At 70.4% G+C, this 13637-nt stretch carries 12 protein-coding genes and 2 pseudogenes; 5 read left to right on the plus strand and 9 right to left on the minus strand.

The window, feature by feature from the left end:
• Positions 1 to 170: 170 nt before the first annotated feature.
• Positions 171 to 440, plus strand: a complete 270-nt coding sequence (locus ACWGR4_RS33395; protein WP_380004688.1) for a metal-sensitive transcriptional regulator — start codon at positions 171 to 173, stop codon at positions 438 to 440.
• Between the two features lie 39 nt (positions 441 to 479).
• Here ACWGR4_RS33395 and ACWGR4_RS33400 read toward each other — a convergent pair whose 3' ends face one another.
• Positions 480 to 737, minus strand: a complete 258-nt coding sequence (locus ACWGR4_RS33400) for an integrase core domain-containing protein (protein ID WP_452133655.1) — start codon at positions 735 to 737, stop codon at positions 480 to 482.
• A gap of 447 nt (positions 738 to 1184) precedes the next feature.
• On the opposite strand from ACWGR4_RS33400, the pseudogene ACWGR4_RS33405 reads away from it, so the two are divergent.
• The 3 genes and pseudogenes from ACWGR4_RS33405 to ACWGR4_RS33415 all read left to right on the plus strand — a co-directional run bounded on the left by ACWGR4_RS33405 (position 1185) and on the right by ACWGR4_RS33415 (position 2949).
• Positions 1185 to 1454 (plus strand): annotated as a pseudogene (locus ACWGR4_RS33405) (putative quinol monooxygenase).
• Positions 1455 to 1570: 116 nt separating this feature from the next.
• Positions 1571 to 1705 (plus strand): annotated as a pseudogene (locus ACWGR4_RS33410) (alpha/beta hydrolase); the annotation flags it as partial.
• Positions 1706 to 1845: 140 nt separating this feature from the next.
• Positions 1846 to 2949 (plus strand): MBL fold metallo-hydrolase, encoded by a 1104-nt coding sequence (locus tag ACWGR4_RS33415; protein WP_452133654.1) that lies wholly within the window; start codon positions 1846 to 1848, stop codon positions 2947 to 2949.
• A 116-nt stretch (positions 2950 to 3065) separates the two neighbouring features.
• Here the strand turns inward: ACWGR4_RS33415 and ACWGR4_RS33420 are convergent, their stop codons facing one another.
• From ACWGR4_RS33420 to ACWGR4_RS33435, 4 genes are read right to left on the minus strand one after another with little or no spacing between them, the layout of a single operon-like run.
• On the minus strand, positions 3066 to 4055 hold the full coding sequence (locus ACWGR4_RS33420; RefSeq protein ID WP_452133653.1) for an XdhC family protein: 990 nt from the start codon (positions 4053 to 4055) through the stop codon (positions 3066 to 3068).
• A gap of 7 nt (positions 4056 to 4062) precedes the next feature.
• Positions 4063 to 6141, minus strand: coding sequence for a xanthine dehydrogenase family protein molybdopterin-binding subunit (locus tag ACWGR4_RS33425; RefSeq protein ID WP_452133652.1), 2079 nt, complete (start codon positions 6139 to 6141; stop codon positions 4063 to 4065).
• Positions 6138 to 7127 carry an FAD binding domain-containing protein gene (locus ACWGR4_RS33430; RefSeq protein ID WP_452133651.1) on the minus strand — a complete coding sequence of 330 codons (990 nt, stop codon included), beginning with the start codon at positions 7125 to 7127 and terminating at the stop codon, positions 6138 to 6140. The genes ACWGR4_RS33425 and ACWGR4_RS33430 overlap by 4 nt, the downstream gene beginning before the upstream one ends.
• On the minus strand, positions 7124 to 7642 hold the full coding sequence (locus tag ACWGR4_RS33435; RefSeq protein ID WP_452133650.1) for a (2Fe-2S)-binding protein: 519 nt from the start codon (positions 7640 to 7642) through the stop codon (positions 7124 to 7126). Before ACWGR4_RS33435 ends, ACWGR4_RS33430 begins: the two co-directional genes overlap by 4 nt.
• A gap of 228 nt (positions 7643 to 7870) precedes the next feature.
• On the opposite strand from ACWGR4_RS33435, the gene ACWGR4_RS33440 reads away from it, so the two are divergent.
• Positions 7871 to 8767 carry an AraC family transcriptional regulator N-terminal domain-containing protein gene (locus ACWGR4_RS33440; protein WP_452133656.1) on the plus strand — a complete coding sequence of 299 codons (897 nt, stop codon included), beginning with the start codon at positions 7871 to 7873 and terminating at the stop codon, positions 8765 to 8767.
• A gap of 523 nt (positions 8768 to 9290) precedes the next feature.
• Here ACWGR4_RS33440 and ACWGR4_RS33445 read toward each other — a convergent pair.
• From ACWGR4_RS33445 to ACWGR4_RS33460, 4 genes are all read right to left on the minus strand, one after another.
• Positions 9291 to 9662, minus strand: coding sequence for a toxin Doc (locus tag ACWGR4_RS33445; RefSeq protein ID WP_126639099.1), 372 nt, complete (start codon positions 9660 to 9662; stop codon positions 9291 to 9293).
• Positions 9663 to 9666: 4 nt separating this feature from the next.
• Positions 9667 to 9912, minus strand: a complete 246-nt coding sequence (locus ACWGR4_RS33450; protein WP_380004704.1) for a hypothetical protein — start codon at positions 9910 to 9912, stop codon at positions 9667 to 9669.
• Between the two features lie 1912 nt (positions 9913 to 11824).
• Entirely contained in the window at positions 11825 to 12127 is a 303-nt protein-coding gene (locus ACWGR4_RS33455; RefSeq protein WP_452133649.1) for a hypothetical protein, read from the minus strand.
• Complete coding sequence (locus tag ACWGR4_RS33460) at positions 12124 to 13023, minus strand: hypothetical protein (protein ID WP_452133648.1); 900 nt, start codon at positions 13021 to 13023, stop codon at positions 12124 to 12126. The genes ACWGR4_RS33455 and ACWGR4_RS33460 overlap by 4 nt, the downstream gene beginning before the upstream one ends.
• Between the last annotated feature and the right edge of the window lie 614 nt (positions 13024 to 13637).

Raw genomic sequence — 13637 nt, forward strand, 5'->3', positions numbered from 1 at the left:
TGATCCGCGGCAACGACACCTGGACGATCGCCTAGCGAACGACGCGAGACCCGGGGGGGGCCCGCCCCCGGGGGGGGGCCGCCCCCCCCCCGCCGACACCCGGACACACCACCACCCCGGCCACATACCCCCAGGGGTACCATGGGTGACAAGGAAAGGAAGGCAATCGCATGACCGTGGACGAGGAGGCCCCCCGCGAGGTGCTCAACCGGCTCCGCCGCGCCCAAGGGCAGCTGACCGCCGTGATCTCCATGATCGAGGCCGGCCGCGACTGCAAGGACGTCGTCACCCAGCTCGCCGCCGTCTCCCGGGCCCTGGACCGCGCCGGCTTCAAGATCGTGGCAAGCAACATGCGCCAGTGCATGAGCGCCGCCGCCAACGGCGACACCGCGCCGCTGAGCGAAGCCGAACTCGAAAAGCTGTTCCTCTCCCTGGCCTGAGCTTGCTCCGCTTTGACGGACATCGTCGTTGTGGTGTGGTCAGGCCGCCAAGGCGGCTTCGTATTCGATGGGACTGCGGTAGCCGAGGCTGCTGTGCAACCTGCGTAGGTTGCACCAGGACTCGATCCACTCGAAGACCGCTGCCCGTGCCGCGACCCGAGTGGACCGGGGCCGGTCGGTGGCGAGGTCGTTTTTGGGGGTGGCGAAGAACGACTCGGCGAGTGCGTCGTCCCGGCACCGACCGGTCCGCCCGACCGACGACGCGGTGGTGCCGACCGGCATCGACGAGGAAGACACGACGCCGAGGCGGACGACCGGAGCGCGGGTACGCGTCCTGGGCACCGACGAGCAAGGCTTCCGGGCCCGCCCGCGGACCGCGTGTGGTGCCCCCGGCACCGGTATTGGGAGCGCGAGGTCCGGTTACCGGGCCCCTCGACACGGGGGTGCTCCCCGAGATCGACTCGCGCACCGGCTCCACCGACGCCTCGCACGAGGCGACGACGGCGCCATGCTCCACACCTGGGCGGCGGCGATCACCACCCGCCGGCGCTGACCGCAGGCAGAGCGTCTCTCCGTCGTAGGGCTCCCGAATCCGGGAGGATTATGCATGCACGAGCGAGCATTGTTCTAACGTTTCCGCAGGTCGGAGCGGTTCAATGAATTCATCGAACTCCACCGTGAGGAAGAGGGATTCCGTGATCGCCCGCCTATGGTTTCAATGCCGTCCCGACGGCCCGGACCGCAATGGGCGAGCGGCTGGTCCACTTGCTGTTGAGCGACCCGAACGCGGACAGCCCCGGCGCGGACGGACCCTGCGTCGTCCGCCTCGTCTCCCGCTCCGCGTCCGACCCCGACATCGTCCACGTCACCGAAGGGTGAACCAGCGAGGAGGACCGCCACCGGGTCTTCGCCGGCAATACCGCGCAGGCCGTCATGGCCCAAGTCGAAGGGCTGCCGGTCACGGATTCCGAGTACACCGACTACGTCCCAGTCCGCGGCAACGCCGTCTTCTGAACCCCGGAGCGGCTCCCGCCTCCTGCCGCCTCTGCCCCCGGCACCACTTCGCGAAGGCCCTCGACCGTCGGCGCGCCGTCCTCGGCGATTTCACTCCCGACGAGATTCCACCGTACGCCGAACTCCACGTCCGATCGGGCGGATTCCACGGATTCGACGCCCTGTACCCACAGGCGCGGATCTCCACGACAGCCCGTCGAGTCCGCACGGACTGGTTGGCATGCCTGCTGCTCCCGAGCCGCCCCACCTGATACGGCCGGCGACCGCCGGGTGATCGCCACCCGCCCCTCACCTACGGAACGGCAGGCGACTCCCGGTCGGTTGCCACACATCGGGCATCCACAGCCCGGACAAACGCATGACGGATGACACACAAACAAGGAGAGCCCACATGGAAGCAGGGTCGAAGCGGCGGCTGACCGCGGGCGCGGCGGCGCTCGCCATCGCCGGATGGACGCTGCGGGACGTACCCGCCGAGTTCGGCGGCAAGGCATCCGGCGAACGCCTGGCACGGATGCTGCGTTCGCCGCGGTTCCACGACGGGATGTTCCACAACTCGGTGCCCTCGAGTGTCGCCGTACCAAGTGGGCCGCCGCCACAGGTCGTTCGGGAGATGATCGGCAACCGCGACCGGCGGCACCCGGCGGGGCCGGTTCCGCTGGTCGCGCACCCGGCGACCCCGGAGTCCGCCGACGGCGTGAGCGCTGTCTGGTACGGCCATGCCAGCACACTCGTGGAGATCGAGGGACGGCGGGTCCTGTTCGACCCGGTGTGGAGCAAGCGGGTGTCGCCGTCGCAACTGGTCGGCCCGAAGCGGCTGCATCCCAATCCCGTGCCGCTCACCGCCCTCCCGGCGCTCGACGCGGTGGTCGTCTCCCATGACCACTACGACCACCTGGATCGGGCGACCATACTCGAACTGACCGCCGCGCAGACCGCGCCCTTCCTCGTGCCGCTTGGCATCGGCGCACACCTGGAGCGCTGGAAGGTCCCGGCCGAACGCATCATCGAACTCGACTGGGAGGAAGAGGCCGAGGTCGCCGGTCTGCGATTCACCGCGACCGCCGCCCGGCACTTCTCCGGCCGCACGTTCAGGCGCAACGACACCCTGTGGGGCTCCTGGGTCGTCGCGGGCGCGGAGCGCAAGGTCTTCTACGCCGGCGATTCGGGCTACTTCGACGGCTACGCCCGAATCGGCGGCGAACACGGTCCGTTCGACCTGACACTGATGCCGATCGGCGCGTACAACCGGAACTGGCCCGACATCCACATGACCCCGGAAGAGGCCGTCGCCGCCCATCTCGACCTGGGTGGCGGCCTACTGCTGCCGGTGCACTGGGCGACGTTCAGCCTGGCACCGCACCCGTGGACCGAGCCGGTGGAGCGCCTGCGCCTCGAGGCGAAGGCGACCGGCGTTCGCCTGACCCTGCCGCGGCCGGGAGACCGCGTGGACGTGGGCAAGACGCCGGAGGAGGCGGCTTGGTGGGTGCTGTGAGGCAGGGCTCGGAGCGTGGCGCAGACCCCGTCACCTCACCTCCGGCCTGCTTCGACACCGTCGAAGGATGGCCGGTCTGGAAACTCGCCCCCGTCTGCGCCGCGTTCCGGGCCCGGTCACCCGTGAACTCCTGCCACCGGGCCGACCACGCGGATCGGCAGTTCCCCCTCCCGCAGCCGCTGCCCGCCGCGGCCGTTCTCCACCGCCACAAGCTCGGCGAGGATGGCCAACGCGGTGTCGGCCAGGTTGCCCCCGCCCAGATCGAGGCCCGCCGGGCCGGATATCCGATGCACTCCGGGGACTTCGGCCAGTCGTCGCAGGCGTTGCGTATGGGTGGCCCGGCTGCCGAGGGCCGCGACATATCCGGCGGGGCCGGACAGGGCTGCCCGCAGGGCCCGGTCGTCGATTCGCGGATCGTGGCTGAGGGCAACGACGGCGTCTCGGGGGCCGAGGGGATGACGGGTGATCCATTCGTCCGCCCAGGTGCGGACGACCGTGGCGCCGCCGAAGGGATCCCCCGAAGCCACGTGGCCCGGCCGGGGGTCCAGGACGACGACGTCACGGCCCAGCGATCCGGCCAGGGTGGCGATGATCGCGGCGAGGTCCGTGGCACCGATCAGGAGCAGCTTCGAACGGCCGGCCAGAATCTCCGTGAACGCCGGGCCGGACTGCGGGAGTTGATGTAGTTCCGCAGACACCGACCAGGGATACGGCGGTCTCAGGGCGACCCGGACGAACAGCCGCCGGTCCTCGGCGAGCGCCGTGGTGATCCGGGAATGGACCGGGTCGGCCGGGGCGGCGGCGATGAGGACTCGCAACTCCCCGGCACAGGAGGGTGTTTCCTCCCAGGGCAGCAGGTGCCCACCGGGTGACACCGGGATCACGGCGGATGGCGCTCCGGCGAGCACGTCCCGAGCTGCGTCGAGGACGATGCCCTCGACGCAGCCACCGGAGAGCGAGCCGCGCCAGGTCCCGTCCCCCGCCACGGCCATCGTCGCGCCGAGCGGCCGGGCTCCGGGGCCGTCGCGGCCGATGAGCCGGGCCAGTGCGACGGGAAGACCCGTACGCCGGCAGTCGTCGACGAACGGCCAGACCTCGCGAAGCACGTCCGGTTCACTCCCCTGTCGGTGGTCGGTCTTCCAGGACGCGGTCCAGCCGGAGGGGCAGGCTCCGCTGTCTGGTCCCGGTGGCGTGCCAGACCGCGTTTGCGATGGCCGCCGCGGTGCCGACGGTACCGATCTCCCCCACGCCCTTGATGCCGGAAGGGTCGTCGGGTTCGTGGTCGGGGACGAAGTCGGCTTCGACGTCGGGGATGTCGGCGTGCGCGGCGATGTGGTATCCGGCAAGGTCCGGGTTGACGTTGCGGCCGGTGACCCGGTCGCGGATGCCTTCCTCGTACAGGGCCATGGACAGTCCGGTGATCATGCCGCCGACGACCTGACTGCGGGCCAACAGCGGGTTGACCACTCGGCCCACGGCGAACATGCCCAGGAGTCGCCGGATGCGGACCTCGCCGGTCGCCGGGTCGACGGAGACCTCGGCGAACACCGCGCTGTGGGCGTGGCGTTCGCGGTGGGGCAGGGCACCGAGTTCCTCGGTGGTGTCGGCGGTGACGGTCACCGGCGGCACCGACCCGGTGAGCTTGGCGGCGGCCGTGGTGATCGCCCAGGACCAGGATGTCGTGCCCCGGGATCCGCCCGCACTCCAGGCCGGGCCGAGGTCGCTGTCGGCGAACTCCAGCCTGATCCGGCCGGTGTCGACCCCCAAGGCGTCGGCGGCGATCGCCGTCAGGGCGGTGCGCGCGCCGGTTCCGATGTCACTCGCGCCGATGGACACGGTGAAGGTGCCATCGGTTTCGGCGGTGATCGACGCGGAGGAGGGCAGCGCTCCCGTGCCGAAGGCGGTCGCGGCCAGTCCGGTGCCCACGAGCAGGTGCCCTTCCTGCCGCTGCCGGGGCCGGTGGTCACGACCGGCCCAGCCGAACCGGCGGGCCCCTTCCTGGAGGCAGCCGACGAGATTTCGGTGACTGAACGTCAACCCGGACACCGGGCCCACGGTGGGTTCGTTGCGCAGCCGGAGTTCGAGCGGGTCGATTCCCAGTCCTTCAGCCAGTTCGTCCATGGCCGATTCGAGCGCGAACGAGCCGGGTGTCAGTCCGGGGCCGCGTACGGAGAAGGGCGGCGCGATGTCGAGGGGGACCGTGGTGAGTCGGGTGCGGATCGCGGGCGCCGCGTAGAGCGTCCTGGTGGGTTCGACGCAGTTCTCCAGGTAGTCGGCGAGCGGTGACTCCTCGAATACCGCCTCGTGGTGGATCGCCCGGAGACGTCCGTCCGTGTCGGCGCCGAGGCGGACCCGCTGCCGGATTCGCGGCCTGGGCGGAGTCGCCAGGAACACCTGACGGCGGGTCAGAGTGACGCGTACCGGACGTCCCAGAACAGTGGTGGCCATCACCGCGAGAATCAGCTGTGGTCCGCACTGTCCTTTGGATCCGAAGCCACCGCCGACGTGCTCGGCACGGATACGTACCGTCTTCGGGTCCAGGGAGAACAGCGTGGCCAGGGTGGTCGCGACGATGAACGGCCCCTGGTTGGAGTCGAAAGCCTGGAGGCGTCCGTCCTCCCACCACGCGGTCGCGGTGTGCGGTTCCATGGCGGCGCAGTGCTGTTCGACGGTGTGGTAGACCTCGTCGACGACCACGGCGGCCTCGGCCAGTTCCGCGTCGACGTCGCCGATTTCGACGTCCTCGCCGAAGATGGTCAGCGCCGGGCGTTCCGCCGGGTGACCGGCGCGGAAGACGCAATCGTGCGCTTGCTCGTCGTAGGTCACCGTGAGCGCGGCCGCCGCCGCGCGGGCCTGCTCGGGCGTTTCGGCCACGACCAGCGCGACCGGTCGGCCGGCGTGCGGGACGGCGGCGTCCTGGAGGAGCAGCAGGCTGCCGTCCGGACCGAAGAATCCGCCGGCCGCCGGGTTGAGCCGGGGCGCGTTGCGGTGGTCGATGACGCCCAGCACTCCGGGCATGTCGTCGACCCGGGAGATGTCCCGGATGTGTCCCCGGGCCACCGTGGACGTGACGAGGCAACCGTGGGCCAGGTCTTCGAGGGGTTCGTCGGCGGCGTAGCGGGCGCGGCCCGTGACTTTGTCGGGTCCTTCGAGCCGAGTCTGCGGCACTCCGACCGCGGGTGGGGGTTTCACCGGGTCCTCCCCTGGGCCAGTCCGGTCAGCACGGCCTCGATGAGGTTGCGGGCCAGCGGCACCTTGTAGGCGTTGTCGCGCAGAGGGCGGGCGGCGGACAGTTCGGCCGCTGCGGCGGCCCGAAAGGCGTCGGCAGTGGCGGCTCCGCCCAACAGAGCGACCTCCGCTGTTCTCGCACGCCACGGCCGGGATGCGACTCCGCCGAGGGCGATACGTACGCTGGTGACCGTGTCCTCCTCGACCTTCAGGGCCGCGGCGACGGATACGGTGGAGAAGGCGTAGGAGGCCCGCTCGCGGACCTTGCGATAGCGCGACCCGGGAGCTGTCGCGGCACCGGGCAGAGCGATGGCCGTGATCAACGCCCCCGGCGGCAGTGCGGACACCCGCTGTGGCGTGTCACCGACCGGTGGGTAGAACTCCGCCAGCGGAATCCCACCGGGTCCTTGGAGGGTCTCGTAGTGGACGACCGCGTCGAACGCGGTCAGTGCAACGGCCATGTCGGAGGGATGTGTGGCCGCACAGTGTTCGGAGGCTCCGAGGATCGCGTGGTTGTGGTGCTCCCCGGCGATCGCGGGGCAGCCGCTGCCGGGTTCGCGTTTGTTGCACGGCTCCGAGACGTCACCGAAATAGGAGCACCGGGTCTGCTGAAGCAGGTTGCCACCGAGCGTGGCCATGTTGCGCAGTTGGCCCGACGCGCCGGCCAGCAAGGCTTGGCTGAGCGCCGGAAAGCGGCGCCGCACCCGGATGTCGGCCGCGGCGTCGCTGTTGCTGGTCGTCGCGCCGAGTATCAGGCCGCCGTCCGATGTTTCCCGGACCCCATCGAGGGACAGCTGACGTACGTCGACCAAGCGTGTCGGTGTCTCCACGCCGTCCTTCATCAGGTCGACGAGGTTCGTCCCTCCGCCCAGGTATCGGGTTCCGCCGCGGGCGGCCAGGGTGAGCGCCTCCCGGACCAGAGCCGGCCGGTGGTAGGTGAACTCCTTCATCGGGCCGCTCCGGATTCCAGGATCGCGCGCACGATCGACGGGTGTGCTCCGCAGCGGCACAGGTTGCCGCTCATGCGCTCACGCACCTCGACCTCGTCCAGGGGCGGCACCGGCCCGGCGGGGGTGACCGCACTGGGCCGGCCCGCCGCGTGCTCGGCCAGCATCCCGACCGCCGAGCACAGCTGGCCGGGGGTACAGAAGCCGCACTGGAAGCCGTCGCGTCGAATGAACTCGTCCTGGAGTGCGGTGAGTCGACCATCGCCGGCGAGTCCTTCGACGGTCGTGACCGCGGCGCCGTCGGCGGCCACCGCCAGGGTGAGGCAGGAGAGGACGCGCCGGCCGTCGAGCAGCACGGTGCAGGCGCCGCACTGCCCGTGGTCGCATCCCTTCTTCGGCCCGGAATGGCCGAGGTCCTCCCGCAGGGCGTCGAGCAGTGTCCTGCGGTTGTCGACGGTCAGCCGTCGTGGCACTTCGTTGACGCGTAGAAGAATTTCGCTGTGGGTCTCGCCGGGCATCGGCAGTCCTCCCCGGAGGGTGCGCAGGGGCTCGTCGGATGACAACCATGCAAACAGCCCGGCCCACCGAACGGATTGACCAGAGCTTGCGGACTCTTGCCCATTCCTGCCGCTCCCCGCGACCGGGCCCGACGGGGCCGGGCCGCTTGTGCGAAGCTCGCAAAGGCTTGCCCGAAGCTGCTTGTCCGAGAGGATCCCCCGATGGCCTTCTCCACCAACGAAAGCGCCTTGCTCATCGACGAGTTGGCCGACCTACTCGCCCGCCACGCCCGGGCCGATCTGAGCACCCCGATCGAGGGTGTGCGGATCTTCAAGGCCGATCGGCTCACGCCTGCCTTCTCCACGACCTACGGCAAGGTCATGGCGCTCGTCGCTCGGGGCACCAAACAGTTCGCCCTGGGGAACCGGGTGTACGAATACCGGGCCGGCCAATACCTGATCTCCTCGATCGACCTGCCGGTGACCAGCCGGTTCATCCAGGACGACGACGGAACGCCAGGGCTCGGCGTAGGCATCGCCGTGCATCCGGCCGACGTCGCCGAAGTCCTGTTCCAGGCCCGCCCCGTCGATCTGCCGAAGATCCTCGACGGCACACCGCCGGGACTGGCCGTCAGCACCGCCCCGGTGCTGCTCCTCGACGCCGTCGTCCGGTTGTTGCGGTTGCTCGACCGGCCCCAGGACATCGGCGTACTCGCACCGATGACCAAACGGGAGATCCTGTGGCGGCTCATCACCGGTGAACAGGGAGCCATCGTCCGTCAGTTCGGCCTGCCCGACAGTAGCCTCAACCACATCGCACGGGCGGTGCAGTGGATTCGCGACAACTACGCGGAGCCCTTCCGCGTCGAGGACGTGGCGCACCTGGCGGGTATGAGCGTTTCCGCGTTCCACCGCAGCTTTCAGACAGCCACGGCAATGAGTCCCATCCAGTTCCGGAAGCAGATCCGGCTCCAGCAGGCTCGGCTGCTCCTGGTCTCCGACGCGCACGACATCGCCGGAGTCAGCCGCCGGGTCGGCTACGACAGCGCCTCGCAGTTCAGCCGGGAGTACCGGCGGCAGTTCGGCGCACCGCCCAGTCGGGACGCGACACGTCTGCGCGCCTTCGCGTCGACGTCCGCGCCTTGACTCCCGGCCGGGATCCGCTCCGGCCGCTCGGCGAGCACACGCCGGGGAAGGTGGCCCGCCTGAGCCTCCATGCCCGCCCCCCACGAGGCAGTGCGTCCTGGGGACCGTTGGGGAGCACACGTCATGCACGAAACGGACAAATCTGGTGGCACCGACAGCCTCCGGCGACGAGACTGCACCGGTGAATACCCTGTCGCCGCCGTCCGACCCGCTCCTCCTGCCGGTACGGGATCCGCGCGCCCGCGACCTCGTTCTCGACTATGCGGACATGCACGCCCTGGTTGCCGAGCTGGTTCTGCCCGGCGACGCGTCGATGTACGTCATGAGCGCGATGGAAACCTCCCGCGAGCTCATCCGGCACTCTTACTACCGGTACGAGTTCGCGACCGTCAGCCGGTCCGAGTTCTCCCAAGCCGGTACGCCGGGGCCGTCGGGAGGGCCGACCGGGATCCGGGCCTGCGCGGCCTCCCCAAGCCGGGACCGGTCGGCCCCGAGGTCGACGTCCGCTCCGGTCCCGGGTGGGTCAGATGCGCCAGGACCGCAGGTGCTCGGCGACGGTGTACACGTCGGCCTTGCCTGTGTCGACGGCGCGGGCGAGGTCGACGAGCGCGCCGTACGGCGGATCCACGCCCTGATCGGAGGCGGCCATGTAGGCGACGGCGACACCACACGCGAACAGGGCGTTGCGCGCGGGCAGCGGCCGCAGCCGGATCAGGGTGTGCAGCAGGGACGCGGCCCGCCAGGCGGGATCGGCGTCCTCGCCCAGGCGGGGGGTGTTGACGCGGTGGCGAGCGACGGCCGCCACCAGACCGGAGTAGTCGTGGACGTCGGGTCCCTCGGGCAGGACGTCGGTCTGGCGCTCGAGGAGCCAGCGCAGGTCGATGTGGAGGATCACCGGGTCAGGCCGCCCCGCGTCGACGGGCCCCGGTGGGGGCGTCGTCGGGGAACGCGTCGTCGAACGCAGCCGTGTGCTCGGCGGTGAAAGCGCGCAGGACCGCGGTCATCGCGGCCAGGGCGCGGCGCTGCGCCAAGTCCTCAGTGACGGCCTCGCGGACCAGGCTTTTGAGGGTGACACCGCGGGCCTTGGCCGTCTCGCGGAGTTCGGCGAGTTCCTCGTCGCTGAAATCGATGTTCAATGCGGGCATGGCCCCAGCATACGTTCGAGGTACCGGAAAGGGAAGAAACCCAGGTGGGAGGGCATGATCGTGGGTACCCGGCGTCGACGCCGCAGATGCGGTCGACCGAGGCCCCGGAATACGGATCGCGACCGAACGCGAACCGCCCCGGGCAGGCCTCACCGCACAGGCGTGCACGACGAACAGCGCCCCGGTCGCATCGAGTCGGCCGAGGCAAACGCACAAGGCGCCGCCCACCGGGTCCTGGCACTGTCGAGCGTGAACGTCGGCCCCCTCGAGACCGTCGCGTCGGTGGCCGTCGGCACGATGATCCGCGACGGCCTCGGCGGCCCCGACACCTGCCACGCGTTGTGCGCCCTGCCCCGGACCGAGTTCACCGGCATGTCCATCCTCCTCACCACCGCAAGGACGCCTACCCACCCGTCATCGTCACCGTCGACATCGACTCCCCCGGCATGGTCGGATTCGGATAGACGCCCGCCGGACGGCGGCACGCACCGCATCGAGCCCCGCAACCCCGACACACGCCGACGCACCCCCACCGACGCCCGCGGCGGGCGTACATCCCCCGCACGCTCTCCCGGCTCGGAACCGGGCCCGCACCCGCAGGTACCACCGAGCACACACGAGGGTCGCGAAACCCCGGGAGGCAACCCACGGCCCCGGTACGGCAATCCCCCACGCGGACGGCCTCGGCGGACGCCTCGCCGGCGCGCAACGGTCCTCGCCGGCCGGGCGGAGACAACAGACACGGGACACGCGGGACCCGGACGACGGCGAGACAACGGGCACGTCGCCGGATCAGGACACGCGAGGCCGACGCCGGGGTCGCCGAGACACACCCGGCACCCGCACCCACACGAGACCGACGTGCGCGGTGGAGCGTCCGCCAGGAGACGCAGGTAGTCCAAATCGGTTGCGACACAGCCGAGTTCGAGAGCAGCGATACGGTCGGGTCCAAGAGCGGCAACACGTGGAGCGCCCTCGAACACAAGCACACCCGAACCCGCGAAGGCATCCAGGCGGGGCACCCGATGCCAGGTCGACACCCATAAAACCGGCGCAGGAGTCGGACGAGAGTGCACTCGGCGCCCGCGCCGCACAACACCCCCGACGACCGAACAGCGGGCGCGCCGACCAGCAGGCGCAGGTGGTCCGGCTCGGGAACGGCAATGCGCCGAACATCAACGACGCCCAGCTCCTTGGGCGCGTCGAGGAGCACGCTGTTGGCGGCGTCCGTCCGGTTCACCAGGGACGGAGCGGACAGGCCGAAAACCGTGAGCAGCACAGCCCGCAGTCGGGGCAGCGCGGGTTCGACCGCCACCTGCGCTCGATGGACCGGGACACGCCTGGGCAGCAGACGCAACGCCTGGTCGACGGCGACCGACTCGCCGCGCCGGTGTCACCGCACACGCACACGACCCCGCTGGCGACAACGGTGTGGGCGAGGGCTTCGACCACCGCGCCGAATCGGCGCGTCGACACCAGGTGCTCGCCGGGCGCGTACAGCCGCACACCATCACCCGGAGGTGTCGACCGCGTGATCGGATCGGTCCCCCGGTCGGCTTCGGCGGCCGGAACCGGCGGCGTGGGCCGGCCCTGTTCGTCCACCGTCCCCGTCCACGGCCGACCCGTGGATCGGACGCGCGATCCGAAGCACACGTGGCGAGCGAAGGTCACGACGTACCGCGTGATACAGCGTCGCCCGCGACACCACCGGGGCCACCGGAACATCGTCGTTCTCGGCGTTGTTCTCGGTGTCCCGACCAGCGGCCGCAACACCGCCGTATCCGAGGAACCGGCAGCAGGACGTACCGAAACCGAAGAACTATTCCTCGCCATACCGACAAGCACACCCGCACCATTGGGGCCCGACACAGGAACGGGCAACCCCCGTGACAGTCGAAACGACAACGGTCATTCAGGTCCCGACCAGCACACAAACACCCCCACAGACCTGATCCATCTCGCGGGTGAGGAAGCACTGGGTGTCGATGGTGTCGGTGTCGCGCCTGGTGCTGACCGAGGTGACGTCGCCGGACGGTTTGTAGGTGTACGTGGTGGCGTCGACGCCGGTGGTGGTCGCGGTCTGCTTGTCCCGGTTCGTGGACAGCAGGCGGCCCGTGGCGGGGTCGTACACGCTGGTGAACGCGGCTTGGCGCGGGCTGTCGCCGAGCGTGACGCGGATGTTGCGGCCGAAGGCGTCGTAGTCCGCCCAGTTCATGTAACCGGCCGCACCACCGAGCCCGGTCGGCTGGCCACCCACGTTGTAGGCGTGAGTGAGTGTTCCGCGGGCAGGCCGCCGTGGGCGGGCAGTACTCCGGTGAGAGGCAGGCCCAGGACCGGTTCGTACGTGGTGGCGGTCTCGTAGGAGCTCCAGCCGGTGGGGCCGGTGACGTTCACCGTGGTGGGCAGGGCTCCGGCGGCGGGGGTGTAGGTGGTCGTGGTGACCTTGTTCTCGGCGTCGGTGGCCTTGGTGACGCGGCCGTAGGCGTCGAACTCCGACTTGGCGGTGGTGACCCGGTTCGGGGTGCCGTCGGCCTTGTAGTCGATGACGGCGTCGGTGGAGGTGGCGTCGCCGATCGTGCCGATCTCGCCCTGGGGCTTGTTGTCGTACCGGGTTCGGGCCCAGGCGTAGACGGTGTCCTTGGTGGCGGTGGTGTCGCAGTCGCCGACGAGTGATTGGACCTCGACGGGTTTGCCGATTATCCAGGCGGCGGTGTTGTGGGCGTAGGTGGTTTTGACGCAGTACTCGGGCAGACCGTCGGCCCTGTCCGAGACGGTCTCCGGGAGACCGTGACTGGGTTCGAAGGTGGTGGTCTTGGAGGTTTGGCGCCAGGTGGTGTTGTCGGCGAGGAGGCTGCGGGTGCGGGTCTTCTCGGTGGCGGAGCGGCGGGCTTGGAGTGGGGGCAGGCCGCGGGCGCGGGTGTGGGTGGCGGTGACGGGCGAGGAGAACGGGGTGTTGAGGGTGGTGGTGGCGATGGTGCCGCCGTCGCCGGTGAACGTCTGGGATTCGTAGGCGAATCCGGCGTGTTCGTTGGCGTCGACGATGGGGGTGTCGGTGGAGTCGGTGAGGGTGACGGCGCGTATGGTGCCGTCCTTCTTCACGTCGCCGTCCATGCCGCGCAGTTCCGGTCCGCGTGCGGGGTCTCGCCCCACGACTTCCGTCGACGGGCGACGCTGCACGAATCGACAACCGATGTGCACGTGGGGACAACGACGGCCGCCTAGCCGGCCGGCACTGTCGTGTACGGGGGCGGTTCACGGTGAGCGACCGGGAACCCGAACCCCGCCGTCCTCCGGTCGTGGCCGCGTCGCCTTGCGTGCAGGGCGGTCGTGTCCAGCCGCCGGGGGGACGGTCCATCCCAGCGATCATCCAGACGATCACCAAGGAGTACGACATGCGCACAAGGCTCGAAAGGCTGGGCGGCAGGATGTTGGACCGCGTGGTGCCGCGAGTGGATGCGTCCGCCGCCGCGGCCGCCTGCACGTGTTATGAGTGCGTACAAGGCGGCAGCACCTCCGGTTGCGCGGGAACCGGGCACCGGTGGTACCGGAAGCAGCCGTGTGGTGGCGGTACCTGGACCTTCGACCGCTGCGCGAACTGCTCCCCGGGTTCCGGCTACTGCATCTGACGGGCGTTCGTCCCGTCGCGATACCGCCGTGGGGGGGGGGGGGGGGGGGGGGCGGGGGGGGGGGCGGGGGGCCGCGGGGGGGGGGGGGGGAGGGGCGGT

Source organism: Embleya sp. NPDC055664 (assembly GCF_053618075.1).

Excerpts from the sequence above, each read along its gene's own strand:
- ACWGR4_RS33450 (WP_380004704.1), bottom strand. The coding sequence starts at position 9,912 with ATGCCCGCATTGAACATCGATTTCAGCGACGAGGAACTCGCCGAACTC.
- ACWGR4_RS33435 (WP_452133650.1), bottom strand. The coding sequence starts at position 7,642 with ATGCCCGGCGAGACCCACAGCGAAATTCTTCTACGCGTCAACGAAGTG.
- ACWGR4_RS33415 (WP_452133654.1), top strand. The coding sequence starts at position 1,846 with ATGGAAGCAGGGTCGAAGCGGCGGCTGACCGCGGGCGCGGCGGCGCTC.
- ACWGR4_RS33460 (WP_452133648.1), bottom strand. The coding sequence starts at position 13,023 with ATGGACGGCGACGTGAAGAAGGACGGCACCATACGCGCCGTCACCCTC.
- ACWGR4_RS33395 (WP_380004688.1), top strand. The coding sequence starts at position 171 with ATGACCGTGGACGAGGAGGCCCCCCGCGAGGTGCTCAACCGGCTCCGC.
- ACWGR4_RS33455 (WP_452133649.1), bottom strand. The coding sequence starts at position 12,127 with ATGAACTGGGCGGACTACGACGCCTTCGGCCGCAACATCCGCGTCACG.
- ACWGR4_RS33430 (WP_452133651.1), bottom strand. The coding sequence starts at position 7,127 with ATGAAGGAGTTCACCTACCACCGGCCGGCTCTGGTCCGGGAGGCGCTC.